This is a genomic window from Pseudomonas sp. FSL R10-1339, from assembly GCF_009600545.1.
Lineage (GTDB): Bacteria > Pseudomonadota > Gammaproteobacteria > Pseudomonadales > Pseudomonadaceae > Aquipseudomonas > Aquipseudomonas bubulae.
In genome coordinates this window covers 14,500-40,988 of the sequence record NZ_WIVQ01000026.1, presented here as the reverse complement: position 1 = coordinate 40,988, position 26,489 = coordinate 14,500, and the positions used below count along the sequence as shown (strand labels likewise).

The window sequence follows — 26,489 nt, the reverse complement described above, 5'->3', positions numbered from 1 at the left end:
TGGTCTGAGGTATCAGTCAGCAAGTGCTAGATTGAAGTAATTTTTAGGCTGCGGTTGGGTGGGTTGTTACAAATCTACTCCAGTCATTCATGAGTAAGCGCCTTTTATCGAGAAAGTCCGAACGAGAGTACGCCCCTTCAGTCTGGTCGCGCTCGTCATGCGCCAGCGCCATTTCACAAACCTCACGTGGGTAGTGAGTACATTCACCCGCCCAGTCTCGAAATGAGGATCGAAAGCCGTGTCGAGTGATGTGTTCGTATCCCATGCCATGTAGGAGCGTTCGTATGGCGTTTGCGTGCATGACCCCTGTCTTGCCCTGGCCTGGGAAAAGAAAAGGGCTTCCCTCTGCTCGCGGAATGCTCTGTACTAGCTTTACGACTTCGTCAGCGAGAGGGATTACGAAGGCAACCCGCATCTTCATCCGCTCATCAGGCAGAGACCAAGTGCCAGCTTCCAAATCAAACTCATCCCAACGTGCAAACCTCACCATGTGGGCGCGTGCGCTGGTCATGATCAGCAGTTGAGTGGCAAAGGACGCTGGTGTGTTGTCTTCTTTGAGTTTGGTCATCAGGGTTGGTACATCTTGCCAGCGCAACGCTTCAAAGTGCTCGCGTTTTCGAGCCTTCTTCTTTTCTGCACGACTCAGAAGGTTGTCCAAGTGTCCGCGCCAGCGAGCGGGGTTTTCGCCCTCTCGAAGGTTACGTGCCTTGGCGGCGTCCAGAACCTGTTCAATTTGCCCGCGTACCTCGTCGGCAGTTCTGGTTTTGGTGGCCCAGATCGGTTGCAGCACCTTGAGCACCTGGGGAGTACCAACTTCCTCGGCTGAAAGTTTTCCAATATGGTTAAACGCATACAGCTCAAGCTTGCGCAGCCAGCCTTTACGCCACTTCTCTGACCAGGTTCCTCCGTGTGCTTCGCAGTAGTCTTTCGCGAGTGTCTCAAACTTCAGCTGTTTCGCCTCGCTGTTTCGCTGAGCTTCGCGCTGGGCAGCACGTTCGGTGTCGCGAGCGGATAGAGGATCGATACCGTCGCTCAATTGGCCGCGTTTGACGCCGGCTTCAAGTCTGGCTTTCTTGAGGCTGACTTCAGGGTATGAGCCCAAGCCCATCTCCCTGCGACGCCCTGCAAGTTGAAAGCGAAGTAGCCAGGATTTTCGCCCGGTTGGCTTGACCACCAAGCGAAGCCCATCGCCATCCTCATAGGTACCGGGTTCGGTAAGGTTTTCGACTTGTTTCGGATTCAGCTTACCCATTGGTTTCCCCTGTGGTCCCTTTTGTCCCCCCACTTGTCCCCCCACTTCATCGTCGGATGAGGTCAAATGGCGTTGAACACCATCGGACAAGGGAATGCCTAAAACGCCCGATATAGCTAGGCTATCAGGAGAATTCTCGGATGGGATAGGATTATTTCGGGCAATTAAAAAGCCGGCTTGTGGCCGGCTTCTCGGGGGCGGGTTTGGCTTATTTTTGGTAAGCCGTACTCGCCTTCAATCGGGACATCCAGCGCGTTGTGGCTGGGTGTGGGGCGTAGCGGCTTTTTGCTGCCTGGCCCTGCATTCCGGCTCGCGTGCCGCGAGGGGGAGTGCACAAGTGCGACGAATCATACTGGGGTTTGAGTACTTTTCCCAGACCTAAGGTTATTCGTCCAGTTTGTAAGGCACTGGCGGGCGTCGCTGGCTAAGCGTGGACCACCAGAATACCCAGCCCAGTATCCGTATCTGCTGCGCATGGACTTCTGTTGCGTCAAAGACTTCGTCCGGATACTCCAGGCAGTTGTGGCTGCGGATGCGCAGGCCGTTGTTGGGCAGGCGGTAGAGGTATTTGATGCGCAGCATGCCATCCTGCTCGAGCGCGTAGATTTCACCGTCGACGATTTGGGTCAGGCTGCGGTCGATGGCGACTGTGGAACCATCCTGGATCCTGTGCGCCATGCTGTTGCCAATCATGGGTGCGCAAATGGCCTGGTCGGGGCTGACATCCAGGGCCTGCAGGGTCGAGCAACTGAGCCGCACGGTGCAATCAGGAATTTTCACCACATGGGTTTTGCCTGATCCGTCGGGGTGCAAGGTTTCGTTGTAGAAGGGCGCGTCAATATCGCAGGCATTAGCCGGTTTGGGCTGTCCGGTCTGGGCAGGCGATTTTTCATCGTTGCTGCTGACAAGGCCCGGATGCTTGACGCCCTCGCCGGTACGTAGCCAGCGGCTGTTGACGCACAGCAGTTCGGCGATTTCGTCCAGGCGAGCCATCGGAATGCCCCGTTTGAACCAGTTGTTGACGTGCTGCGGCGTAACGCGGCGATTGGCTGCGAAGTCCGAAGCGGTTAAATGGCACTCCCGCAGGAGGGCTTTCAGGCGATCACCGGATGTATTCATGAACACAGAGTCTACGGGCAAGCCAAGCCTGTTTAAATAAACTAAGCGTTCAAAAAAAAACGGTAAAACCAGAAAATTCCTAGACTTGCAGCGATATTTCCTACTGGCATTGACTGGGCATTTTGCGCGCCGTAAACAGGCTGTTTTATTGCGTTTATGCAGGCATAAAAAAACCCCGGCGAGCCGAGGTTTTTTTTAACCGCTTGCTTAGCCTTTGTAGGCCGCAACCGATTTGGTGATTTCGGCACGGGCAGCTTCAGCATCGCCCCAACCTTCGATCTTCACCCATTTGCCTTTTTCGAGATCTTTGTAGTTCTCGAAGAAGTGCTGGATCTGCTGGATCAGCAGGGGTGGCAGGTCGGTGTACTCTTTCACGTCAACGTACAGCTGGGACAGCTTGTCGTGAGGCACTGCAACCACTTTGGCATCGCCGCCGCCGTCGTCAGTCATGTGCAGGATGCCAACCGGGCGAGCACGGATAACCGAGCCTGGAGCTACCGGGTAAGGGGTAACCACCAGCACGTCCAGCGGATCACCGTCGTCAGCCAGGGTGTTAGGGATAAAACCGTAGTTGGCCGGGTAGAACATCGGGGTGGCCATGAAGCGGTCAACGAACAGGCAATCGCTGTCTTTGTCGATTTCATATTTGATCGGCGCGTGGTTAGCCGGAATCTCGATAGCGACGTAGATGTCATTCGGCAGGTCTTTGCCAGCCGGAATCTTGCTGTAGCTCATTGGGCGGTGCCCCCGTTAGTAGGCCAGTTTGTTTGGCCGATTTGGCCAAAAAGTGGCGGCGATTATAGGCGTATTCCTATAAGGACGTCACCCTTGGGCGATCAGTGCTGCGCGCGGTATTCGGGGTGTTCGCTTTGCAGCTGCTCGAGGCGTGCCAGCGTGTCCTGACGATAAAACAGGCTCAGTTGTTGATAGACCAGCGGGTAGGCATGGTTCAACAGGTCGGGTGCGCTGAAAAAGTACTCGCTGGTGACCGCAAAGAACTCCGCCGGGTTTTCGGCGGCATAGGGGTCGATAGGCGCGTGGTCGGGGTTGTGGTGGTCGAGGTAGTGATTGAGATGGTCGTAGGCCTGTTGCATGGCTTGGGTCCAGTCACTGACATGCATGCTGCTGTGCAAGGGCGGCATGCCATTCGCGGCACCATTGAGCATGTCCAGCTTGTGCGCCAGTTCGTGGATGACCAGGTTGTAGCCTTCCCAGCCACCGCTGGCCAGCACGCCCGGCCAGGCCAGAACCACCGGGCCATGCTGCCAGGCTTCACCGCTGTGATGGCCTTCCCATTCATGCTCTACACCGCTGGAATCACGATGGCGCTGGGGGCTGACGAAGTCGTCGGGGTAGAGCACGATTTCGTGAAACCCCTGGTACCAGTCCAGGTCACCCAGGTTGAGCAGCGGCAATTGCGCCTGAGCGGCCAGCAACAGCCGGCCCTCTTCGGTCAGCTCAACCCCGGGCATGGGGGTGAGGTGCTTGGCTTGCAGAAACAATACGCTGCTGTCGCGCAGCCATTTGTCCTGCTCGTCATTCAGCCCGTCGAGAATGCTCAGATGCTGGCGCACGTTGTGCCATACGTCAGGCGTTACCGGGTGCTGCGCAAGGATTCGCTGGCGCCGCCATTCACTTAGAGACCACATGGTGGTGTCTCCCGATCAGGCTTTGGCTTTGGCTGGAGTACGGCCCAGACGGCTGCGGATCACGCCAATAATCATCGGTACCAGCGACAGCAGAATGATGCCCACCACCAGCAGCGACAGGTTCTTCTTGATAAATGGCACATTGCCGAAGAAATAACCCAGAGTGACCAGGCCGCCAACCCACAGGATGGTGCCGAATACGCTGAACATAAAGAAGCGCGGGTAGAACATGCGCGCCACACCGGCAACAAACGGAGCGAAGGTGCGGAAAATCGGCAGGAAACGGGCCATGGTTACGGTTTTACCGCCATGACGCTCATAGAAGTCGTGGGTTTTTTCCAGGTAGTCGCGACGGAAGATTTTCGAATTCGGGTTGCTGAACAAGCGCTCGCCTGCCGTTCGTCCGATAACGTAGTTGGTGCTGTCGCCCATGATCGCAGCCAGCATCAGCAAGCCTGCGAGCAGTACCGGGTCCATGCCGCCGCCGGCAGCTACGGCGCCCGCGATAAAGAGCAGCGAATCACCCGGCAAAAACGGCATGACCACCAGACCGGTTTCGCAAAAAATCACCAGAAACAGGATGGCGTAGATCCATGGCCCGTAATTGTTTACCAGCATGTCGAGGTACACATCGAGGTGCAGGATAATGTCGATCGGGTTGAAATCCATGTGAAGCACCTGTGTTGATGACCCGGCTCTGCAGGTCTGTGCGGGTAGGGATGCGTAGTTAACTACAACAATTGTAGTTTTTTCGTACTTTTTTGAAGAACCGGATTATACGGATTGAGACGAATTCTGCAGTGTGAGTTTGTAGCGAAGCGTGTATTGGTAGTCAAAAGCCGTAGCAGCAGCCTCGTTCCTTCGGCAGCTGCTACGCAGAGTTAATCGCCCTTGAGCAGAAAGTTTTCGCTGGGCGCTTCGACATCCAGGGTCTGCACCTGGGCTTCATCCTTCAGATTCACTCCCGATAATTGCCTCCGGCAGGCTTCGCGCATCAGGTACGCCAGCCGATGAGCGGCCATGCCGTAGCTCAGGCCTTCAAGCCGTACATTGGAAATACAGTTGCGATACGCATCGGTCAGGCCGATTTTCGGCGCGTAGGTGAAGTACAGCCCCAGGCTGTCGGGGGAGCTGAGCCCGGGGCGTTCGCCGATCAACATCACCACCATGCGTGCGCCCAGCAGTTCGCCAATTTCGTCGGCCACGGCAACTCGCCCTTGCTCCACCAGAATCACCGGCGACAGCGACCAGCCTTCAGTCGTCGTGTGCTCTTCCATGCGTGCCAGGAAGGGCAAGGTGTGGCGATGCACGGCCAGTGCCGACAAACCATCCGCTACCACCACGGCGACATCGATGCCGCCGGGGTTGGCCGCTGCGTAGTCGCGCAATTGCTGCGCAGAGTCGTCGTTGAGCTTGCGTCCCAGATCCGGGCGTTGCAGGTAGCTGTGGCGGTCAGCCGCGGCACTGTGCAACAGCAGACTCTCGCGCCCGCGCTCGGTTAACTGTGCACTCAGGCCGGGGTGATCAAACGGCAAATGCACCGCATCCCGGGCCTGGGCATGGGCGAATTGAAAGTCGAGCTGGGCCTGGGTCGGCATGCTGGTGCCGGTGCGTCCCAGGGCAATACGTGCGGGGGTCAGGCGGCGCAGCTCCAGCCACGGGTTAAGGTTGTCTGCCATGCCTAGCGTCCTCCCAAATGAGCCAGCGCCTGGCGAAATGCAGGTGGCAGCTGATGGCCGAACTCGATGCGGCCATCGTTCTGAGTAAAAATGCCCACCTTGCTGAGCCACTGTTCAAACTCCGGGGCGGGTTTTAACCCCAGGGTTTTGCGGGCATACAGGGCGTCATGGAACGACGTGGTCTGATAGTTGAGCATGATGTCGTCCGACCCCGGGATGCCCATGATGAAGTTGATCCCGGCCACCCCCAGCAATGTCAGCAGGGTGTCCATGTCGTCCTGGTCCGCTTCGGCATGGTTGGTGTAGCAGATATCACAGCCCATGGGCACACCCAGCAGCTTGCCGCAGAAGTGGTCCTCAAGGCCGGCGCGGATGATCTGCTTGCCGTTGTACAGGTACTCGGGGCCGATAAAACCGACCACGGTATTGACCAGAAACGGCTTGAAATGCCGTGCCACGGCGTAGGCGCGGGTTTCACAGGTTTGTTGATCCACGCCGAAATGAGCGTTGGCCGACAGCGCGCTGCCCTGACCTGTTTCGAAATACATCAGGTTATTGCCCAGAGTCCCGCGATTAAGGCTCAAGCCTGCGTCATAGCCTTCCTGCAGCACATTCAGGTTGATGCCAAAACTGGCGTTGGCGGCCTCGGTGCCGGCAATGGACTGAAATACCAGATCCAGCGGCACGCCGCGATTGATGGCTTCGATCGAGGTGGTGACGTGGGTCAGTACGCAGGACTGGGTGGGGATTTCATAGCGCTGGATGATGGCGTCGAGCATGTTCAGCAGGTCGCAGATCGAGGCAATGCTGTCAGTGGCCGGGTTGATGCCGATCATGGCATCGCCGTTGCCGTAGAGCAGCCCGTCGAGAATGCTGGCGGCAATGCCGGCCGGGTCATCGGTGGGGTGGTTGGGTTGCAGGCGTGTCGAAAGTCGGCCGCGCAGGCCCATGGTGCCGCGAAACCGGGTAACCACACGGATCTTTTGCGCGACCAGAATCAGGTCCTGTACGCGCATGATCTTCGACACGGCGGCGGCCATTTCCGGGGTCAGGCCCGGCGCTAGGGCCCGCAGGCTGTCCTCGCTGGCTGCGTCGCTGAGCAGCCAGTCGCGAAAGCCACCGACGGTCAGGTGGCTGACCGGAGCGAAGGCTTGAAGATCATGGCTGTCGATAATCAGCCGGGTGACCTCATCGGTCTCGTAGGGGATCAGAACTTCTTGCAGAAAATAGGCGAGCGGGATGTCAGCCAGCGCCATTTGCGCGGCCACCCGTTCGCCGTCGTTTTGCGCAGCCACGCCGGCCAGATAATCCCCGGAACGGGCCGGGCCAGCCTTGGCCATTAAATCTTTAAGGCTATCGAAACGGTAGGTCTGAGTGCCAACCGCATGTGAGAACGTTGCCATACAGGGTGCTCCATGACGCCAGACGCAAGGCGTCTGGCGGGATTCTCAGCGGTCAGTGCAAGGCTTTTTCGGCCTGTTGAATAGCCGCGAATTCCTCTTCCGGCGTACCGGCCACCAAATGGTGCCGACTGTAAAAAGCGAAGTAGGCAATTAATACTCCATAGATCACCGCAGCGCCAATCACCACCCGCGGGTCAACCAGGAAGCCGGCCACCACCGCGACACAGGCAAGCACCAAAGCAGTGCCCGAAGTGAAAATCCCGCCCGGCGTGCGATACGGGCGCTCCATTTTAGGGCGGCGAATACGCAGGGTGATATGCGCGGCCATCATCAGCACATAGGAAATGGTCGCGCCAAATACCGCCACCAGAATCAGCAAGTCGCCCTGGCCGGTCAGTGACAGACCAAAACCGATAATTCCGGGAATGATCAAGGCCAGCACCGGCGCCTTGCTCTTGTTGGTTTCGGACAGTTTGCGCGGCAAATAGCCGGCGCGGGACAAGGCGAAGATCTGACGTGAATAGGCGTAAATGATCGAGAAGAAGCTGGCAATCAAACCGGCCAGGCCCACCAGGTTCACAAAGCCGCCCATCCAAGTCGAGCCGCCATACGCCTTGCTCAGGGCTTCGACCAGCGGATTGCCCGATGCCATCAAGTGGTGCGCGCCGGCGCCGCCCGGGCCGATCACCAGAATCAGCAGGGCAAAGGTGGCCAGAACCAGCATGGCGCCAATCAGGCCGCGAGGCAGGTCACGCTTGGGGTTCTTGGTTTCTTCAGCAGCCAGCGGCACGCCTTCGACAGCGAGGAAAAACCAGATCGCATAAGGGATGGCTGCCCAGACACCGACATAACCGAAGGGCAGAAATGCGCTGGCGCCCTTGGCCTCGGTGACCGGGATATCCAGCAGGTTGGCGACGCTGAAGTGCGGCACCATCGCGACCAGAAACACCCCCAGGGCAATGGCCGCCACGGCGGTGATGATGAACATCAGCTTGAGCGCTTCCCCGACCCCGAAAATATGGATGCCGATAAAGATGATGTAGAACGCCAGGTAGATCATCCAGCCGCCAATACCGAACAGCGACTCGCAATAGGCGCCGATAAAACAGGCAATCGCGGCAGGGGCGATGGCATATTCAATCAGGATCGCCGTACCGGTGAGGAACCCGCCCCACGGCCCGAAAGCACTGCGGGCAAAGCCGTAGCCGCCACCGGCAGTGGGGATCATCGAGGACAGTTCGGCCAGTGAAAAACACATGCACAAGTACATGGTGGCCATCAGCAATGTGGCGATAAACATTCCGCCCCAGCCGCCCTGGGCCAGGCCGAAGTTCCAGCCGGCGTAGTCGCCGGAAATCACATAGGCCACGCCCAGGCCCACCAGCAGGACCCAGCCGGCAGCGCCTTTTTTCAGTTCACGTTGTTGGAAATAATCGGAGCCGACTTTTTCGAAATCGACAGAGGACGCCGCCGCAGCGGCAGTAGGTTCGCTAGGCATGGGAATTCACCTGTTCTTTTATAGTTTGAGAAAATATGACAGGGAGATAAGCAAGAGCTAGGCCAGAAGGCCCGGTGTAGAGCTATTGATGCCAGTTTGTGGGAGCGGGCTTGCTCGCGATGCAGGCGCTGCGGTCGTTCAGTACAGCGCAGCGATCCTTTCGCGAACAAGCCCGCTCCTACAGGGTTCTGGGTTAGAAGAAACCCAGCGGGTTGATGTCGTAGCTCACCAGCAGGTTTTTGGTCTGTTGGTAGTGGTCGAGCATCATTTTGTGGGTTTCACGGCCGACGCCGGATTTTTTGTACCCGCCGAACGCGGCGTGTGCCGGGTAGAGGTGGTAACAGTTGGTCCACACGCGACCTGCCTTGATGGCACGGCCCATGCGATAGGCGCGGTTGATGTCGCGGGTCCACAGGCCGGCGCCGAGGCCAAACTCGGTGTCGTTGGCAATCGCCAGCGCTTCGGCTTCGTCCTTGAAGGTGGTGATGCTGACCACCGGGCCAAAGATTTCTTCCTGGAAGACGCGCATTTTGTTGGTGCCCTTGAGCAGGGTCGGCTGGATGTAATAGCCGGTTGCCAGATCGCCTTCGAGCTTGGCTACGGCACCGCCGGTCAGCAGTTCAGCGCCTTCGTTCCTGGCAATTTCAAGGTAGGACAGGATCTTGTCGAATTGCTGTTCGGAGGCCTGGGCGCCGACCATGGTGTCGGTGTCCAGCGGGTCTCCACGCTTGATTGCCTCGACCTTGCGCATCACCACTTTCATAAAGTCGTCGTAGATCGACTCCTGCACCAGCGCCCGCGACGGGCAGGTGCACACTTCGCCCTGGTTGAAGAATGCCAGCACCAGACCTTCAGCGGCTTTTTCAATAAAGGCCGGCTCGGCCTGCATGATGTCTTCGAAGAAGATGTTTGGCGACTTGCCACCCAGTTCCACGGTCGACGGGATGATGTTCTCGGCGGCACATTTCATGATGTGAGCGCCTACAGGTGTGGAGCCAGTAAAGGCGATCTTGGCAATGCGTTTGCTGGTAGCCAGCGCTTCGCCTGCTTCTTTACCGAACCCCTGCACGACGTTGAGGACGCCCGGTGGCAGCAGGTCGCCGATCAGTTCCATAAAAACGGTGATGCTCAGCGGCGTTTGTTCAGCCGGTTTGAGCACGATGCAGTTGCCCGCCGCCAGTGCAGGGGCAAGTTTCCAGGCGGCCATCAGCAGCGGGAAGTTCCACGGAATGATCTGCCCGACCACGCCCAGCGGTTCGTGGATGTGATACGCCACGGTATTGCCGTCAATTTCGGCGGCGCTGCCTTCTTGAGCGCGGATGCAGCCGGCGTAGTAACGGAAATGATCCGCGGCCAGCGGCACGTCGGCGTTCAGGGTTTCGCGTACGGCTTTGCCGTTGTCCCAGGTTTCGGTAATGGCCAGCAGTTCGAGGTTTTGCTCAATGCGGTCAGCAATCTTCAGCAACACCAGCGAACGTGCCTGCACTGAGGTCGCGCCCCAGGCATCAGCAGCGTCGTGGGCAGCGTCGAGGGCTTTTTCGATGTCTTCGGCAGTAGAACGCGGGAATTCGGCAATGGCTTTGCCGTTGACCGGCGAGGTGTTGGTGAAGTACTGGCCTTTGACCGGTGCCACGAATTCGCCGCCGATGTAGTTACCGTAACGGCTCTTGAACGAAACAATCGAGCCTTCAGTACCGGGTTGTGCGTAACGCATGGTGAGTGTCTCCTGGCTTTATTGTGCTTATGGGAGGACGCGCTGTGGCGCTGGCAAAAGTATGAGCAAGGGCTGGGCCATCTTTGTGCAGGCCTTGTCTTCCAAGGCTTTGCGGGTTTTACCCGGTCGTTGGGGAGAGGGGCTTGTGGCACACCTGATACAGCTGTGGTGACAATTTGTACCAGTCCTGGCACAACCGATGACCGGCCGGTCAGTTCGCGATTGCAAAGGCCGGTGAGCAAGAGGATGCTGGGCGTTCGGTTTGGACTGGATCTTTGTTGCCGCTGAGGGCGAGTTGCCTCTGTTGAGCACGGGACCACCGAGACAGAGCGGAGAACAATAAGAAATGCACAGCACCGATTTGCGCCGTCACGCACGGCAAGTCATTGATGTCACCCGCGGTCGCCCGCAAGGGTGTGACCCGTCCATCGTCCGTTCCTGGCAGCGTTGCCTGGAGGACTATCACCTCGATCCTGCGCAAACCATCGCCCCGACCGTACTTGAGCAAGGCCGTATCCTTGAATGCCGCGAGCGTTTGCAGCAGGTGCTGAAAATCGCCGGTCACGAAATGAACAGCCTGCATCAGCAACTCTCCGGTGCCGGGCACGCGGTGCTATTGACTGATGCCCGTGGCGTGATCCTCAACTGTGTCACTGCCCCCTCCGAACGCAAGGTGTTCGAGCAGGCGGGGCTGTGGCTGGGGGCCGACTGGAGCGAAGCCAGGGAGGGTACCAACGGCATCGGTACCTGCCTGGTCGAGCGTCAGGCACTGACCATCCATCAGGATGAACACTTTCGTGGCCGGCACACCGGGCTGACCTGCTCGGCCAGCCCGGTGTTCGATCCGCAGGGTGAGTTGCTGGCGGTGCTCGACGTGTCTTCGGCCCGCCATGAGGCTTCCCGTCAGAGCCAGTTTCATACGATGGCGCTGGTTAATCTGTCAGCGAAAATCATCGAAAACAGCTACTTCCTCGGGCACTTTCAGAATCAGTGGCTGCTGCGTTTTCATCTGCACGCCGAGTCTGTCGGATTGTTCAGCGAAGGCATGCTGGCGTTTGATGGCGACGGAGTTATAGGCGCGGTTAACCAGAGTGCCCTGAACCTGCTAGGGCATGTGCGTGGCAGTTTGCTCGGGCAATCGGTCGACAGTGTTTTCGATTGCCCGCGGGATGAGCTTTTCAGTCGGGCCACCCTCCAGGCGAATGCCAGTTGGCCGCTGCATACCCGCGACGGGCGTCGATTATTTGCGGCACTGCGCGGCCAGCCACGGAACGGGCCTGCCCCGGTCATGGTGCAAGCCGAGCCACCGCGCCCGAGCAGCATCTGCCTGGGTGATGAGGCCCTGCAGACAGATTTTCGCCGGGCATTACGGGTGTTTGAGCGCGATGTGCCGCTGCTGGTCAATGGTGAAACCGGCTCCGGCAAAGAAGCCTTTGCCAAGGCTGTGCATCAAGCCAGCTTGCGCAGCAGTAAGCCGTTTGTGGCGCTCAACTGCGCGTCGATCCCCGAAAGCCTGATCGAGAGCGAACTGTTCGGCTATCGCGGTGGCAGTTTTACCGGGGCACGCAAGGAAGGCATGCAGGGCAAGTTGCAGCAGGCCGATGGCGGCACCCTGTTTCTGGATGAAATTGGCGATATGCCGCTGGCGTTGCAAACCCGGTTGTTAAGAGTGCTGGAGGACCGTGTGGTGGTGCCCATTGGTGGCGAGCCGATGGCGGTCAACGTGCGCATTATCAGCGCCACCCACCGTAACTTGCAGGAGCGCGTGGCGGACGGCAGTTTTCGTGAAGACCTGTATTACCGCCTTAATGGACTGGAAATCGGTTTGCCAGCGTTGCGCGAGCGCACGGACAAATCGCAGTTGCTGGACTTCTTGCTGGCCGAAGAGGCGGGAGGGCAGCGCCTGTTTATCAGCCCGGCGGCACGTGAGGCGTTGCTGGATTTTGCCTGGCCAGGCAACGTGCGTCAGCTGCGCAATGTGCTGCGAACCCTGGCTGCACTCTGCGAAAACGACGTGATCCAGTACGAAGATCTGCCGGCCACTATTCGCCTGGCTCCGCCCAAAGCCCCTGAAGCATGTGAATACCCGCTTGAGGATGCCGAAAAGCAGGCCTTGTTGCTGGCGCTCGAACTGCACCGCTGGCATATGACCCATACCGCGCTGCAACTGGGGGTGAGCCGCAACACCCTGTATAGAAAGCTGCGCAAGCATGGGATTGAGCGGTAATGCTTAAAAGCCCCTCACCCCAACCGTCTCCCGGAGGGTGAGGGGGCTGACCTGAGGCGTTGCGCAAATCCGCTTTTGCTTTTAGTCGCCTCTCCCTCAGGGAGAGGGCTAGGGTGAGGGTTTCAGAATCATCAGGTGCGAAAAGAACCTTGCTACGCTACCCTTCGCCGATGGTTTACGAGGTCAACTATGCACATTCATATTTTGGGTATTTGCGGCACTTTCATGGGGTCGCTGGCGGTTCTGGCCAAAGAACTGGGCCATCACGTTACTGGCTCAGACGCCAACGTCTATCCGCCGATGAGCACCCAGCTGCAGGCTCAAGGTATTGAACTAACCCAGGGCTATGACCCGGTTCAGCTCGATCCGGCGCCAGATGTAGTAGTGATCGGCAATGCGCTGTCCCGTGGCAACCCCGCAGTTGAGTACGTGCTCAACAAGGGCCTGCCTTACGTGTCCGGCCCGCAATGGCTGGCTGACCATGTGCTGCAAGGCCGCTGGGTACTTGCCGTGGCAGGTACCCACGGTAAAACCACGACCAGCAGCATGCTGGCCTGGGTGCTGGAGTACGCGGGCATGGCCCCGGGTTTCCTGATTGGCGGTGTGCCGCAGAACTTTGCCGTGTCGGCCCGTCTGGGTGATACGCCGTTCTTTGTGGTAGAAGCCGATGAATATGACAGCGCCTTTTTCGACAAGCGCTCGAAGTTTGTCCACTACCGTCCGCGCACGGCAATCCTCAACAATCTCGAGTTCGATCACGCTGACATCTTCCCGGACTTGCCGGCTATTGAGCGGCAATTCCACCATTTGGTGCGCACTATCCCGAGTGAAGGGCTGGTTATCCACCCGACCACCGAGCCTGCATTGCAGCGTGTAATCGAAATGGGCTGCTGGACGCCGGTACAAACCACGGGCGTCGATGGTCAATGGCAAGCCAGGCTGCTCAGTGATGACGGCTCTCGCTTTGAGGTGCTGTTTGACGGCGCGCTGCAAGGTACCGTCGATTGGAATATGACCGGCCAGCATAACGTGGCCAACGCCCTGGCGACCCTGGCCGCAGCGCGCCATGTCGGCGTGGTGCCGAGCATGGCGATTGATGGGTTGAGCGCTTTCAAAAGCGTGAAACGACGTATGGAGAAAGTCGCCGAAGTCCACGGCATTACCCTCTACGACGACTTTGCCCACCATCCAACTGCGATCGCGACCACCCTCGATGGCCTGCGCAAGCACATTGGTGACGCGCCCTTGATCGCGGTGATTGAGCCGCGCTCCAACTCCATGAAGCTCGGAGCCCACCGTGATGGCCTGCCGCAAAGCGTGGTGCAGGCGGATCATGTGGTCTGGTATGCCCCGGCCAATCTGGGTTGGGATCTGGCCGCGACGGTGGCATCGAGCCCGGTGCCGACCAAGGTGTGCGATTCGCTGGACGCCATCATTGCCGAGGTCAAGGCCCAGGTTAAGCCCGGTACCCATGTGGTGATCATGAGCAATGGCGGCTTCGGCGGGCTGCATGGCAAGCTGGCGGAAGCGCTGCAATGAGTGGCCCGGAACGCATAACCCTGGCGGTTACCGGTGCTTCCGGCATGCCGTACGCCTTGCGCCTGCTCGATTGCCTGGTGCGCGAAGACCGCGAAGTCCATTTTCTGATCTCCAAGGCCGCACAATTGGTCATGGCAACCGAAACGGATGTCAGCCTGCCGCCAAAGCCACAAGCAATGCAGGCTTTTCTGACTGAATACACGGGCGCTGCCGCAGGGCAGATTCGCGTATACGGCAAGGAGGACTGGATGTCGCCCGTGGCTTCGGGGTCGGGAGCACCCGCTGCGATGGTGGTGGTGCCGTGTTCCACCGGCACCCTGTCGGGGATTGCCACCGGCGCTTGCAACAACCTGATCGAGCGCGCCGCAGACGTGACGCTCAAGGAGCGTCGCCAGCTGATTCTGGTGCCGCGTGAGGCGCCGTATTCCAGTATCCATCTGGAGAACATGCTCAAGCTGTCCAATATGGGCGCGGTAATAGTGCCTGCATCGCCCGGCTTTTATCATCAACCGCAGACTATCGATGACCTGGTGGATTTTGTGGTGGCGCGCATTCTCAACCTGCTCAATATCCCCCAGGACATGCTCCCGCGCTGGGGCGAGTACCATGTGGGCGGCGATGAGTAAGGCGCTATTGGCCCTGCTGGTGGCGGCTCTGGTTTGTGGTTGCGCCAGCGTGCGAACGCTGGATGCGGCCAAACCGGGCGCTCCCGTTGTGTACTCGGGTACGCGGCTGGACGTGTATGCCCTTGAGGGCGGGTGCTGTGCCAAGGATCGCTTTGGCGCCGAGGCTCCGCGCTATCCGGGCCTGGACCTGCCCGCCAGCGCGTTGCTCGATACCGTGCTGTTGCCGTTGTCCGTGCTGACGGTGCTGGGTGTCGGGTTTCAGGCCAGCGGTGGTTTGTAACCAGCAGGGCGGGTGACTATTTACCCAGCTTGCGCAACTCATCGGATTCGATCACCCGCACGCCGTCCTGTTCTTCCAGTGCCAGGCGCCACAGCGCACGGGCCAGCTGGCAGGCTTCGATACCGTGGTACTTGCCCGGAATCAGTTTGGACAGTGGCCCGGCGATCTGTTCGGCCAGACGTGGCTCGACGCGATCGCCCAGTAGCAAGGAAGGACGGGCAATGGTCAGTTGCGGCCAGTTTTGCGCGCGCAGCGACTGCTCCATTTCACCCTTGACCCGGTTATAGAACACCGAGGACTTGGGGTCGGCGCCGATGGCACTGACCACCACCAGATGGCGTGCGCCCATCTCCCGCGCGCGTTTGGCGAAAGCCACCACCATGTCGTGATCCACCGCGCGGAAGGCTGCCTCGGAACCTGCCTGCTTGATCGTGGTGCCCAGGCAGCAGAAGGCGACATCGACCCGGCCACTGAGTTGAGGCAGGAACACGGCGGGGTCACCTACCGGGTTTTCCAGGTGCGGATGCGCCGCCAGAGGCTTGCGTGAAGGGGCGAGCACGCGGGTGATGGTGGGCTCGTTGAGCAGGCGGTCAAGTAGCAGTTCGCCGGTAAGGCCGGTAGCGCCTGCGAGCAAAATATGTGAAGGCGTCAAGTGCATAATGTTTCTCCCTTGATACAACCAGCTTAGCCATTCCAGGGTTATTTGCTTACTGCAAAGCCTGTTTCGCTTGTTGTTGACGCAAGCGTTGCCAGTGGTTCAGAACGCCTTTTGGCGCCCAGATTTGCGGTTCGGATGGCTCGTAGCCATCCGCTTGTTCGCGTTCGGCCACGTACTGCCTGGCCAGTTTGAAGGCTTTTTGCAGGTCGTCGGTCTGGTTCAGCGCCTGAGCAAACAAGGCATTGCCGAAGTAGGTAAAGTCGGCTTCTTCAGAGCAGCCAAAAGACACGCGGTCAGCCTGGGATGCGGTCATGATCAGGGTTTTTTCATCCTTGAGCGCGGGGATAAAACCGCCTGAATAGCAGGATGAAATCACGATGATCTTGTCGCGGTTTTTCAGTGGGGCCAAGGCTGCAGCCAGTTCGTCGGCGGGCAGGTCTGCCAGCTCCATGCGCGGTTGATCGAGTACCAGCTCGTGTTCCTGGGTGCCGTGGCTGGTCAGATAAATGAAAATCAGGTCTTCAGGGCCGGTGCGCCCGGCCAGGGTTTTTGCCGCGCGGTACAGGTTTTCGCGGGTGGCCATGGGGCGATCGAGCAGATGGTCGCGGTGGTTCACCAGGGTGATCCGGCCACGGCTGCCAAAACGGCTGGCCAGCATGTCGCTGACATAATCGGCTTCGCGCTTGAACACGCTCTGCTTGCCGTCGCCCGCCAGCACCAGGCTGTACAGCTCGATTGCCGGGGTGGATGGGGCAACGCCGTCCAGCGCCTTGTTGAGCAATGTGCCCTGGTTGAGCAGCCCCAGCTCCAGCGGGTCGGGCAAGACTGTCCCTTTGGCATCGCGCACTCGCTGGCCGTTGAGCCAGTAGCCGCTTTGTACGGTACCGTCGCTCAGGGTCAGGGTGCCCTGGCCCTGATAGGTGTCTGCGGCGAACTCGCCAACATAGGTGCTGCCGTCGGGCAGGCTCAAATGGCCGGGACCGTTGAAGCGCCACTCGTTGAACATGCCGCTGTAGTGGCTGCCGTCGATGCCTGTCAGTTCGCCCTTGCCGGTTAATGCGCCGTCCTTGAAGTCGCCGCTCCACACATCGCCGTCGGCATTCTCATAGCGGCCCTTGCCGTTGAGCTGGTTGTGCTTGAACGCGCCCTCGTACTGGTCGCCGTCGGCGCTGTTGAAGATGCCGTTGCCTTCAAGTTCGCCATTGACGAACTCGCCGACGAACTCATTGCCGCTGGCATCGCTGCGCCTGCCGGTGCCGTGGGGTTTGCCGTGGGCAAACTGGCCCTGGTACTGGCTGCCGTCTTCCAGCTCCAGATGGCCATCGCCTGAGAACTGGTCATCCTTGAAGTCGCCGCGATAGCTCAGGGTGCCTTGCTTGAGCGTGCCCTCGCCCTCGCGGTTGCCCAGCTTGAACCCGCCCTCGTAGGTGCTGTCGTGGGTGGTCAGGCGGCCATGGCCGCTGTACAGGCCTTGCGCGAAACCGCCGCGATAGCTATCGCCATTGCTGGCGTGCCACTCGCCCTGGCCGTGCCACTGGCCATTTTTGAACTCCCCTGCGTACCAATTGCCATTCGGATAGTCGATACGGCCCTGGCCCTGCAGCAACCCGTTGACCACTTCGCCTCGATAGCGCCCGCCATCGGGCAGGCGTGCGTCGGGCGGTAACAGTGATTCACCGTCTCCACAGGCCGTCAGCAGCAGGGTCAAAGCAAGGGGGGCAAATGGGCGCATAACGGGATCCGGATAATTAAGCCACCGAGTATGCCGCAGCAATGGAAGCTGTCTATAGGCCCGGATGAAACATCGGCAGTTATTGTATGCCAAGGTGCAAGCCTGGGCCGTTGGTCGGTAGGACGTGCTTATAATGCGGCACAAAAATATTCGCTGGAGAGGTGAAATGTTGCTACGCGGCTTGACTTGGCTGGTGCTGTTTCAATTGCTCGGTACCGTCCTCAATCACTTGTTCGTCCCCGTATTGCCCGGGCCCATTATCGGATTGCTGCTGTTGTTGGGCTTCTTGATGGTGCGCGGTCAAGTCAGCGAGCCATTGAGTCAGGCTGCCGGCGGGTTGTTGCGTTATTTACCCTTGCTGTTGGTGCCGCCCGCGGTGGGCGTGATGGTGTACGCCGCCGATATTGCCGCTGACTTCTGGGCGATTGTCGGGGCGCTGGTGCTGTCGCTATTGATCTCGATGGCATTCGTCGGCGTACTGATGCAGCGTCTGCTCAAGAATCACAGCCATCCCGAGGAGCGGCCATGAATCTGCAATGGCAGGGCGCCTGGGAGTCAGTCATCCATCATCCGTTGTTTGGTATCGGTATCACCCTGGGCGCCTATCAACTGGTGCTCGCCGCTTACGAGAAAACCCGCTGGCTCTTCCTGCAGCCGGTGCTGGCCTCGATGCTGCTGGTGATCGGTGTGCTGCTCAGTTGCGGCCTGAGCTACGCGGAGTACCGCAAGAGCACCGATATCCTGAGTATTTTGCTGGGCCCCGCAACGGTGGCGCTGGCGGTGCCGCTGTACCTGAACCTGCGGCGGATCCGGCAGTTGTTCTGGCCCATTTTTACTACGCTGGTAATTGGCGGCGTGTTCGCCACTGCGTTGGTGGTGGGCCTGGCCTGGTGGTTCGGGGCCGAGCACATGATGCTGATGACCCTGGCGCCCAAGTCGGTGACCTCACCGATTGCCATGCTGGTGGCCGAGCAGATTGGTGGTGTGGCGGCGCTGGCAGCAGTGTTTGTGCTGATTACCGGGGTGATCGGCGCAATTTGCGGGCCGGGCCTGTTGCGCCTGCTCGGGGTTCACAGCCCGGAGGCCCGAGGTATGGCCCTGGGCATGACGGCGCACGCGGTTGGCACTTCGGTGGCCCTGCAGGAAAGTGAAGAGTGTGGCGCCTTCGCGGCGCTGGCGATGAGTCTGATGGGTCTGGGTACGGCGGTGTTCCTGCCGTTGGCCGTGACCCTCATGGTGTAAGGGTGAAGCTATGACATTGCCGCTGTTTCCTTTGAATACCGTGCTGTTTCCAGGTTGTGTGCTGGATTTGCAGATATTTGAGGCGCGCTACCTGGACATGGTTGCCCGCTGCATGAAGCAGGGCACAGGCTTTGGTGTGGTGTGCATCCTGGATGGCCGTGAGGTCGGCAATGCACCCCAGGGTATCGCCGGGATTGGCTGTGAAGCCCTGATTCGCGATTTTCAGCAGCAGGACAACGGCCTGCTGGGCATTCGCGTCGAGGGCGGGCGGCGCTTTGAAGTGCTGGGCACTGAGTTGCAGCGCGATCAGCTACTGCTGGCGCAAATCGAGTGGCTGGATGACGCCCCCGAGCAGCCCCTGCAGGAAGAAGACCAGGACCTGCTGGCCTTGCTCAAGGCGCTGGCCGAGCACCCGATGGTGGCGGCCCTGAACATGAACACCGAGGTGGCGGGGCAACAGTCGCTGTCCAATCAACTGGCGTACCTGTTGCCCTTTGCCGAGGCAGACAAGATCGAACTGCTGCAGGTCAATGACCCGCAGCAGCGTCTGGACGGGATACAAGTGCTGCTCGATGAGATCCAGGGCGAAGCCCTCAACTGATCTCAGTAGGCGTAGCGCAGCAGTTCCCTAGACAAGTGCCCGAGCATGAAAAACCCGTAGAGCGCAGTGACTGACGGCAAGATCAGCCACCAGATTTTCTGCGGGATCGACTCAAGGGGCATGTATCGCTGGCTTAGCGCCAGAGCGAATGCGTTGACCGTGATGGCGAGCAGGGCCCCAGCGGTGATGTCCGTTGGCCAGTGAGCGCCCAGGTACACCCGCGACATCGCCACGGTGATCGCCAGCAGGCAACCCAGCAATACCCAGGTGACGCGCATGCGTTGTGGCTGGTTGCGCCCGGCCAGAATGGCCAGGGCTACAAAAAATGCGAATGCCCCTGAGCTGTGGCCGCTGGGCATGCTGTAGCTGGTCAGCGGGTCCACCAGCACTTCTGGGCGCACCCGGGCGAAGAAGTGCTTGGTCGCGGTATTGGCCAGCGCGGTAAACAGCGTGATCCCGCCAAAGAACCACATTGCCCGCCATTGCCGGGTAAACAGCAGAATGACGCACACCAGGGCTGCCGCCAGAAACTGGGTACGGAAGTTGCCGATTTGCGTCACCAGCACGGCGGCGCTGTCCATGGCACTGCTGCGATGCTCTTGTACCAGGGCCGTGATGCCCTGGTCGAAGGCGGTCATGTGTGGATAACCGATAAAGACGGCCAGTAGCAGGGCGAAGCTGAGTGTGCCGATCAGCAGCGTGGCCCGGGGTTGGCGACGGATACTGGCATTGATGCTCAGGCCCAGCAGGGCGGCAAGGCCTGCGGCAACAATGGCGGCCTGTAGCCAGAAGCCTTCGGGCAGTGGCAGGCGAATGGCAGCACCGGTGGCCCAGCCCGGTAGCAGGTACGCCACCGACCAGCCTGCTCCGGCCAGCAGGCTGACGCCGATAAAGCGCGGGATCGGCATGTCGCACATCCCGGCCACCATCGGCAGCATGGGCCGCAGCGGGCCGATAAAGCGCCCGACCAACAGGCTGACAATACCGTAGCGATGGAAGTAGCTCTCGGCCCCGTTCATCCATTCGGGATGAGTGCGCAAGAGGGGTAAGCGGCGAATGTTCTGGTGGAAGCGCCTGCCCAGGGCGTAGGACACCGCGTCGCCGAGCAACCCGCCGAGAAAGCCCAGCAGCAGGGTTTGGCCCAGGGACAGGGCGCCGCTGCCGGCCATGACGGCAATGGCGAACAACAATACGGTGCCGGGAACAATGATGCCGGCAATTGCCAGACACTCCACGCAAGCCACAATAAACACCGCGAGGCCCAGCCACTGCGGGTTGGCTGTCAGCCAGCCGGTGATGCTATCGAGCCATGGGCCCATGTTCCGATTTCCTTGTCTGCTTATTAGGTTGTTTGTAGGCGCTACAGTCTTGAAGCTGGCCCGGCTCTAGTTATGGGAGTGGGTTTGCACGCGATGCAGGCCCCGCGGTCTGTCAGGACAATTGCGGCGATGCCATCGCGAGCAAACCCGCTCCCACAGGATCAGTTGTGCTCCAGGGTGATGAAATCCCGCCCCTCAACCTGCCCGCGACGCAGCGGATTACGCGTGCAATACGCAGCGTAGTCAGCATCGACAAAGCGGTACATCAAATGCTCGTCGCGCCCGTGGGGGATGCCCAGACGGGTGGTCTGGATAATTTTCGAAGGTTGTTCTCTGACGTCATCGACCCACAAGCGTTCGGGGTCGAAACATTTTGCATCCCATTCGCGCACCTTCAACCCCAGCGCTTTGCACAGCAGGGTTTGCCCCGCGCACAGTTTGTGTGCGGGCCGGGGGTTGCCTTGGGCGTCCGGGTTGTTGCGTTGCATCTGCGCCAGGCTGTCCGGGCCCGCCAGCTCATCAAGCCAGGGATGGGCCGATTTGATCAGCACTGCGTTGCCGGGGCCGTGGGCGCTGAAATTCAGCGAGTCGCCGCCGCGGGCGTAATACATGTAGATATGCCCGCCATCGAGAAACAGCGCCTTGCGCTTGTCGGTATAGCCCAGCGAGGCGTGGCTGCCTTTGTCGGTGAGGTAATAGGCTTCGGTTTCGATAATCCGGGCGCTGAGCCACAGCCCGTTGACCCGATGGCGAATGACTTTGCCCAGCAGTTGGCAAGCAACAAGCTGGGCATCTCGATCGAAAAAGGCATCAGGCAGCATCATGGGCATGTGCAGGACGGTCAGTGGATAGCTGAAAAGGTGCAGATCATAGCAAGTCATGCTTAATCGGGGCTGAACGCAGTGTATTTGTGGTCCATTTCGACCATCCGCCTGCCACCGCTGTGCGTGAGGCGGCGGGACCGCTATAATCGGCCGCTTTCCTCCCTGCCAAGACCCTTGAGACCATGACTGAGTCCGTTCTTGACTACATGACCCGCCTGGGTCGCGCTGCTCGCGAAGCCTCCCGCGTGATCGGCCGTGCCAGTACGGCGCAGAAAAACCGTGCCCTGCACGGCGCTGCTGCTGCATTGGATGCTGCACGCCTGGAGCTGGTTGCTGCCAACGAACTGGACCTGGCCGCCGGCCGGGCCAACGGCCTTGAGCCGGCCATGCTGGAGCGCCTGGCGCTGACCCCTGCACGCATCGACAGCATGATTGTCGGTTTGCGTCAGGTGGCAAGCCTGCCAGACCCCATCGGCGCGATTCGCGACATGAGCTACCGCCCTTCGGGTATTCAGGTCGGCAAGATGCGTGTACCGCTGGGTGTAGTCGGAATCATCTACGAGTCGCGTCCTAACGTGACCATTGATGCTGCCAGCCTGTGCTTGAAGTCGGGCAACGCAACCATCCTGCGCGGTGGCTCCGAGGCGATTCACTCCAACCGTGCCATTGCAGTGTGCATCCAGCGCGGCCTGGCCGAAGCCGGTTTGCCGCCCGCCGTGGTGCAAGTGGTTGAAGTGACCGATCGTGCCGCTGTCGGCGCGCTGATCACCATGCCCGAGTACGTTGATGTCATCGTGCCTCGCGGCGGCAAGGGGCTGATCGAACGGGTCAGCCGTGATGCCAAGGTGCCGGTGATCAAACACCTGGACGGCATCTGCCATGTATACGTCAGTGCCCATGCCGATCTTGCCAAGGCGCGGCGTATTGCGTTCAACGCCAAGACCTACCGTTATGGCATTTGCGGCGCGATGGAAACCCTGCTGGTGGATCAGGCCGTCGCGGCAGAATTTTTGCCGGCAATGGCTGAACAATTTCGCGCCAAGGGCGTCGAACTGCGCGGTTGCGAGCGTACCCGGGAGTTGATCGACGTGGTTGCCGCCACTGAAGACGACTGGAACACCGAGTACCTGGACGCCATCCTGTCGATTCGTATCGTGGAGGGTCTGGACCAGGCGATTGAGCATATCAATCACTATGGCTCCCATCACACCGACTCGATCGTCACCGAACACCAGGGCGATGCCCGGCGTTTTATGGCCGAAGTGGACTCCAGTTCCGTGATGCTCAACACACCAACCTGCTTTGCCGATGGATTTGAATACGGATTGGGTGCGGAGATTGGCATTTCTACTGATAAGCTGCACGCCCGCGGCCCGGTGGGTCTCGAAGGTCTGACCTGCGAGAAGTACATTGTGGTCGGCGATGGCCAGTTGCGCGGTCAGGAGCCAGTCTGACTTGGTCAAGCTGAAAGCGTCAGCGCCGGCACCTGTGATCGACGTGTTACCCCAGCGCATAGGCGTACTGGGCGGAACCTTCGATCCGGTGCATATCGGTCATCTGCGTGGCGGGCTGGAAGTGGCGGAGATGATGGGGCTCGACGAGCTGCGTCTTACCCCCAATGCCAGGCCACCGCACCGTGACACCCCCCAGGTGTCAGCCCACGACCGTTTGGCGATGGTCGAGTGCGCTGTCGCAGGAGTGGCTACGCTGGTAGTGGACGCCCGGGAGCTGCAAAGGGACAAACCGTCCTACACGATCGATACACTGGAATTGATGCGGGCCGAGATGGCCGCGTATGACCAGTTGTTTTTACTGTTGGGTTGGGACGCGTTTTGCGGCCTGCCCACATGGCATCGCTGGGAAGAGTTGCTCCAGCATTGCCATATCCTGGTGCTACAGCGCCCGGATGCCGACAGCGAACCGCCGGATGCCTTGCGCAACCTGCTGGCAGCGCGCTCGGTAAGCGACCCGCTGGCCCTGAAGGGGGCAAGCGGACAGATTGCATTCGTTTGGCAGACGCCGCTCGCGGTATCCGCCACCCAGATCCGCCAACTGCTGGCCAGCGGTAAGTCGGTACGTTACCTGGTGCCCGACGCGGTCCTGGCCTACATCGATGCGCACGGGCTTTACCGTGCGTCGAACTGAAAAAGGGTGTGTTTCAAGGCGCCAATTGTCGTGTATTGAAACACCCGAACATACGAGCAAAACGAGTTTTATATGACTGACAAAGATGTAAGCAAAGTAAAGCGCAAAGGCACCTTCAAAAGCGCGCCATTGCCGGAAAAAACCTTCAGCGCCGAGCCTCTCAAGGGTGAAGAGCTGGTCAAGGTTGCTGTTGCCGCCCTGGAAGACGTCAAGGCCCAGGATATCCAGGTCATCGACGTGCGTGACAAGCACAGCATCACTGACTTCATGATCATCGCTACCGGTACTTCGAACCGTCAGATCGGTGCGATGCTCGACAAGATCCGCGAAGCGGTGAAGGCTCTGGGCGTCAAGCCGCTGGGCGAAGAAGGCAAGGGCGACAGCGACTGGGTTCTGCTGGACATGGACGACGTGATCGTTCACATGATGACCGCCAGTGCCCGTCAGTTCTACGACCTGGAGCGTCTGTGGGCCGGTGCTGAACAAAGCCGTGCAGGCAGCGCTGCTCACCACAGCCCGGAAAACACCCATGAGCACTTCCTGAAGCTCAACAAAGACCAAGAGTAAGGGTTCGCTGTGCGCCTGCGTTTGATCGCTGTCGGTTCGCGTATGCCCAAGTGGGTGGAAGAAGGCTGGCATGAATATGCCAAGCGTCTGCCATCCGAGCTGGCACTTGAACTGGTGGAAATACCGCTCAACACCCGTGGCAAGAATGCTGACGTGGCCCGCTTCATCCGCCAGGAAGGCGAAGCCATGCTGGCCAAGGTAGGCCCGGGCGAGCGCATCGTAACCCTCGAAGTGCACGGCAAACCGTGGAGTACCGAGCAGCTGGCGGTTGAGCTTGACCGCTGGCGCCTGGATTCGCGCACGGTGAACTTTATGGTCGGTGGCCCGGAAGGGCTGGCGCCGGAAGTCTGTGCCCGCGCTGACCAGCGCTGGTCGCTGTCGCCATTGACGCTGCCGCACCCGTTGGTGAGGATTCTGATCGGTGAGCAGTTGTATCGCGCCTGGACAGTGCTGTCCGGGCACCCGTATCACAAATAGTCAGCGCTCTGAATGACTCAGCCGATCCGCCTTAAAGACCACGAGAAAGACGCACGCCTTGTGCGCGGACGAGTCGTGGTCGGTGCGATTGTGGTCGTGACGCTGATTTGTGTGCTGCTCGCGCGGCTTTATTACCTGCAGGTGGTGCAGTACGACTACCACTCCACCTTGTCAGAGAACAACCGGGTGCATGTGCAGCCGATCCCGCCTACCCGCGGTCTGATTTTTGACCGTAATGGCGTGGTGATCGCAGACAACCGCCCCAGCTTCAGCCTGAGCATGACCCGCGAACGCTCTGGTGACTGGCAGCAAGTGCTCGACGTTATTGTTGAAGTGTTGCAGCTTGCGCCCGAGGATCGCGCCCTGTTCGAAAAGCGCATGAAGCAGGGGCGGCGGCCGTTTGAGCCGGTGCCCATTCTGTTTGAGCTTAACGAAGAACAGATCGCCCGGATTGCCGTAAACCAGTTCCGCCTGCCCGGGGTTGAAGTGGTTGCGCAACTGGTGCGGCATTACCCTCAAGGCGCGCATTTTGCGCACTCGGTGGGTTACATGGGGCGGATCAACGAAAAAGAGCTTAAAACCCTCGATCCGGTCAATTACAGCGGCACCCACCATATCGGCAAAACCGGCATCGAGCGTTTCTACGAAGCCGAGCTGCATGGCCAGGTGGGTTACGAAGAAGTCGAAACCAATGCCCGTGGCCGCGTGTTGCGAGTACTCAAGCGCACCGACCCGATCCCTGGCAAAGACATCGTACTCAGCCTCGATATCAAACTGCAGGAAGCAGCTGAAGAGGCGCTGGCAGGGCGTCGTGGCGCAGTGGTGGCACTCAACCCGATGACGGGGGAAGTGCTGGCGATGGTCAGCCAGCCGAGTTTTGACCCCAATCTGTTCGTGACCGGCATCAGCTTCAAGGCCTATGCCGAGCTGCGTGATTCGATTGACCGACCATTGTTCAACCGCATCCTGCGCGGCCTGTATCCGCCGGGCTCGACGATCAAGCCTGCAGTGGCGATTGCCGGCCTGGACAGCGGCGTGATCACCGGCTCCTCGCGGGTGTATGACCCCGGCTATTACCAGCTGCCCAATTACGATCACAAATACCGTAACTGGAACCGTAGCGGTGATGGCTACGTCGATCTGGATACCGCAATCATGCGCTCCAACGACACCTATTTTTATGACCTGGCCCACAAGCTGGGGATTGACCGTCTGTCGAGCTACATGAACCAGTTCGGTATCGGCCGCAAGGTCTCGCTGGACATGTTCGAAGAGTCCGCCGGGCTGATGCCGTCCCGCGAGTGGAAACGTGCCACCCGACGCCAGGCCTGGTTCCCGGGCGAGACGCTGATTCTGGGGATTGGCCAGGGCTATATGCAGTCCACCCCCTTGCAACTGGCCCAGGCCACCGCGTTGATCGCCAGCAAAGGCAAGTGGATCCGTCCGCACCTGGCCAAGACCATCGAGGGCGTACCGCCGGTGGACCCGGACCCGGTGCCGGATATTGTCCTGCGTGACCCGTCCAACTGGGCCAAGGTCAACCACGGCATGCAGCAAGTGGTGCATGGCGCTCGCGGCACGGCGCGGGTGGCGGGCGTTGGCGCGCAATACCTGATTGCCGGCAAGAGCGGTACGGCCCAGGTGGTGGCGATCAAGCAGGGCGAAAAATACGACCGTTCCAAGGTGCAGGAGCGTCACCGCGACCACGCCTTGTTCGTCGGCTTCGCGCCGGCCAACAACCCGCAGATCACCGTCTCGGTGATGATTGAAAACGGCGAAGCCGGCAGTCGTGTCGCCTCGCCCGTGGTGCGCAAGGTCATGGATGCCTGGTTGCTGGGTGAAGACGGCAAACTCAAACCCGAGTACGGCGGCCCCGTAAAGGCAGAGGTTCCGGCCAATGATGAGTAATTTTGACCGCATCCTCTCCAGTGAGGACGT

At 59.7% G+C, this 26,489-nt stretch carries 25 protein-coding genes; 12 read left to right on the top strand and 13 right to left on the bottom strand.

Annotation, left to right across the window (positions count from 1 at the left end):
* Positions 1–43: 43 nt before the first annotated feature.
* The 9 genes from GHO03_RS10545 to GHO03_RS10505 form a co-directional block, all read right to left on the bottom strand.
* Complete coding sequence (locus GHO03_RS10545) at positions 44–1,252, bottom strand: integrase arm-type DNA-binding domain-containing protein (protein WP_153399783.1); 1,209 nt, start codon at positions 1,250–1,252, stop codon at positions 44–46.
* Positions 1,253–1,636: 384 nt separating this feature from the next.
* The gene (locus GHO03_RS10540; RefSeq protein WP_095019059.1) at positions 1,637–2,371 is read right to left on the bottom strand and encodes an XRE family transcriptional regulator; all 735 of its coding nucleotides are present in this window, start codon (positions 2,369–2,371) and stop codon (positions 1,637–1,639) included.
* A gap of 207 nt (positions 2,372–2,578) precedes the next feature.
* Entirely contained in the window at positions 2,579–3,106 is a 528-nt protein-coding gene (gene ppa, locus GHO03_RS10535) for an inorganic diphosphatase (protein WP_016779241.1), read from the bottom strand.
* A 101-nt stretch (positions 3,107–3,207) separates the two neighbouring features.
* On the bottom strand, positions 3,208–4,020 hold the full coding sequence (locus GHO03_RS10530) for a zinc-dependent peptidase (protein WP_095020961.1): 813 nt from the start codon (positions 4,018–4,020) through the stop codon (positions 3,208–3,210).
* A 15-nt stretch (positions 4,021–4,035) separates the two neighbouring features.
* Positions 4,036–4,689, bottom strand: a complete 654-nt coding sequence (locus GHO03_RS10525; protein ID WP_094999455.1) for a DedA family protein — start codon at positions 4,687–4,689, stop codon at positions 4,036–4,038.
* Between the two features lie 212 nt (positions 4,690–4,901).
* Positions 4,902–5,699, bottom strand: a complete 798-nt coding sequence (eutC, locus tag GHO03_RS10520; RefSeq protein ID WP_095023464.1) for an ethanolamine ammonia-lyase subunit EutC — start codon at positions 5,697–5,699, stop codon at positions 4,902–4,904.
* 2 nt (positions 5,700–5,701) lie between these two features.
* A complete protein-coding gene (locus GHO03_RS10515; protein ID WP_133143820.1) occupies positions 5,702–7,102 on the bottom strand; it encodes an ethanolamine ammonia-lyase subunit EutB in 1,401 nt (466 codons plus the stop codon).
* Positions 7,103–7,154: 52 nt separating this feature from the next.
* Positions 7,155–8,600, bottom strand: a complete 1,446-nt coding sequence (gene eat / locus GHO03_RS10510) for an ethanolamine permease (protein WP_094999452.1) — start codon at positions 8,598–8,600, stop codon at positions 7,155–7,157.
* A 193-nt stretch (positions 8,601–8,793) separates the two neighbouring features.
* Positions 8,794–10,314 (bottom strand): aldehyde dehydrogenase family protein, encoded by a 1,521-nt coding sequence (locus tag GHO03_RS10505; RefSeq protein WP_133143819.1) that lies wholly within the window; start codon positions 10,312–10,314, stop codon positions 8,794–8,796.
* 346 nt (positions 10,315–10,660) lie between these two features.
* Between GHO03_RS10505 and GHO03_RS10500 the strand changes: the two genes are divergently transcribed.
* The 4 genes from GHO03_RS10500 (at position 10,661) to GHO03_RS10485 (ending at position 14,986) form a co-directional block, all read left to right on the top strand.
* Positions 10,661–12,541 (top strand): sigma-54-dependent Fis family transcriptional regulator, encoded by a 1,881-nt coding sequence (locus tag GHO03_RS10500; RefSeq protein WP_153399781.1) that lies wholly within the window; start codon positions 10,661–10,663, stop codon positions 12,539–12,541.
* A 189-nt stretch (positions 12,542–12,730) separates the two neighbouring features.
* The gene (gene mpl, locus GHO03_RS10495) at positions 12,731–14,080 is read left to right on the top strand and encodes a UDP-N-acetylmuramate:L-alanyl-gamma-D-glutamyl-meso-diaminopimelate ligase (RefSeq protein ID WP_094999449.1); all 1,350 of its coding nucleotides are present in this window, start codon (positions 12,731–12,733) and stop codon (positions 14,078–14,080) included.
* Positions 14,077–14,706, top strand: coding sequence for a flavin prenyltransferase UbiX (gene ubiX / locus GHO03_RS10490; RefSeq protein ID WP_094999448.1), 630 nt, complete (start codon positions 14,077–14,079; stop codon positions 14,704–14,706). The genes mpl and ubiX overlap by 4 nt, the downstream gene beginning before the upstream one ends.
* Entirely contained in the window at positions 14,699–14,986 is a 288-nt protein-coding gene (locus GHO03_RS10485) for a YceK/YidQ family lipoprotein (protein ID WP_094999447.1), read from the top strand. Before ubiX ends, GHO03_RS10485 begins: the two co-directional genes overlap by 8 nt.
* Positions 14,987–15,002: 16 nt before the next feature.
* On the opposite strand, the gene GHO03_RS10480 is transcribed toward GHO03_RS10485, so the two are convergent.
* On the bottom strand, positions 15,003–15,644 hold the full coding sequence (locus GHO03_RS10480) for an oxidoreductase (protein WP_094999446.1): 642 nt from the start codon (positions 15,642–15,644) through the stop codon (positions 15,003–15,005).
* Between the two features lie 49 nt (positions 15,645–15,693).
* The gene (locus GHO03_RS10475) at positions 15,694–17,376 is read right to left on the bottom strand and encodes a C13 family peptidase (RefSeq protein ID WP_094999445.1); all 1,683 of its coding nucleotides are present in this window, start codon (positions 17,374–17,376) and stop codon (positions 15,694–15,696) included.
* A gap of 166 nt (positions 17,377–17,542) precedes the next feature.
* On the opposite strand from GHO03_RS10475, the gene GHO03_RS10470 reads away from it, so the two are divergent.
* From GHO03_RS10470 to GHO03_RS10460, 3 genes are read left to right on the top strand one after another with little or no spacing between them, the layout of a single operon-like run.
* A complete protein-coding gene (locus GHO03_RS10470; protein ID WP_153399779.1) occupies positions 17,543–17,905 on the top strand; it encodes a CidA/LrgA family protein in 363 nt (120 codons plus the stop codon).
* On the top strand, positions 17,902–18,618 hold the full coding sequence (locus GHO03_RS10465) for an LrgB family protein (RefSeq protein WP_094999443.1): 717 nt from the start codon (positions 17,902–17,904) through the stop codon (positions 18,616–18,618). The genes GHO03_RS10470 and GHO03_RS10465 overlap by 4 nt, the downstream gene beginning before the upstream one ends.
* A gap of 10 nt (positions 18,619–18,628) precedes the next feature.
* Positions 18,629–19,219 (top strand): LON peptidase substrate-binding domain-containing protein, encoded by a 591-nt coding sequence (locus GHO03_RS10460; protein WP_095019053.1) that lies wholly within the window; start codon positions 18,629–18,631, stop codon positions 19,217–19,219.
* A gap of 2 nt (positions 19,220–19,221) precedes the next feature.
* On the opposite strand, the gene GHO03_RS10455 is transcribed toward GHO03_RS10460, so the two are convergent.
* Both GHO03_RS10455 and GHO03_RS10450 read right to left on the bottom strand, forming a co-directional pair.
* Complete coding sequence (locus GHO03_RS10455) at positions 19,222–20,538, bottom strand: bifunctional DedA family/phosphatase PAP2 family protein (protein ID WP_153399777.1); 1,317 nt, start codon at positions 20,536–20,538, stop codon at positions 19,222–19,224.
* Positions 20,539–20,699: 161 nt separating this feature from the next.
* Positions 20,700–21,368, bottom strand: a complete 669-nt coding sequence (locus tag GHO03_RS10450) for a DNA-3-methyladenine glycosylase (RefSeq protein ID WP_094999968.1) — start codon at positions 21,366–21,368, stop codon at positions 20,700–20,702.
* Positions 21,369–21,544: 176 nt separating this feature from the next.
* On the opposite strand from GHO03_RS10450, the gene GHO03_RS10445 reads away from it, so the two are divergent.
* The 5 genes from GHO03_RS10445 (at position 21,545) to mrdA (ending at position 26,459) form a co-directional block, all read left to right on the top strand.
* The gene (locus GHO03_RS10445) at positions 21,545–22,816 is read left to right on the top strand and encodes a glutamate-5-semialdehyde dehydrogenase (RefSeq protein WP_133143815.1); all 1,272 of its coding nucleotides are present in this window, start codon (positions 21,545–21,547) and stop codon (positions 22,814–22,816) included.
* Entirely contained in the window at positions 22,785–23,507 is a 723-nt protein-coding gene (gene nadD, locus GHO03_RS10440; protein ID WP_232527619.1) for a nicotinate-nucleotide adenylyltransferase, read from the top strand. The genes GHO03_RS10445 and nadD overlap by 32 nt, the downstream gene beginning before the upstream one ends.
* 72 nt (positions 23,508–23,579) lie before the next feature.
* A complete protein-coding gene (rsfS, locus tag GHO03_RS10435) occupies positions 23,580–24,074 on the top strand; it encodes a ribosome silencing factor (RefSeq protein ID WP_016779261.1) in 495 nt (164 codons plus the stop codon).
* A 9-nt stretch (positions 24,075–24,083) separates the two neighbouring features.
* The gene (gene rlmH / locus GHO03_RS10430) at positions 24,084–24,551 is read left to right on the top strand and encodes a 23S rRNA (pseudouridine(1915)-N(3))-methyltransferase RlmH (protein ID WP_003444191.1); all 468 of its coding nucleotides are present in this window, start codon (positions 24,084–24,086) and stop codon (positions 24,549–24,551) included.
* 12 nt (positions 24,552–24,563) lie between these two features.
* Positions 24,564–26,459 (top strand): penicillin-binding protein 2, encoded by a 1,896-nt coding sequence (mrdA, locus tag GHO03_RS10425; protein ID WP_094999438.1) that lies wholly within the window; start codon positions 24,564–24,566, stop codon positions 26,457–26,459.
* The last annotated feature ends 30 nt before the right edge of the window (positions 26,460–26,489 follow it).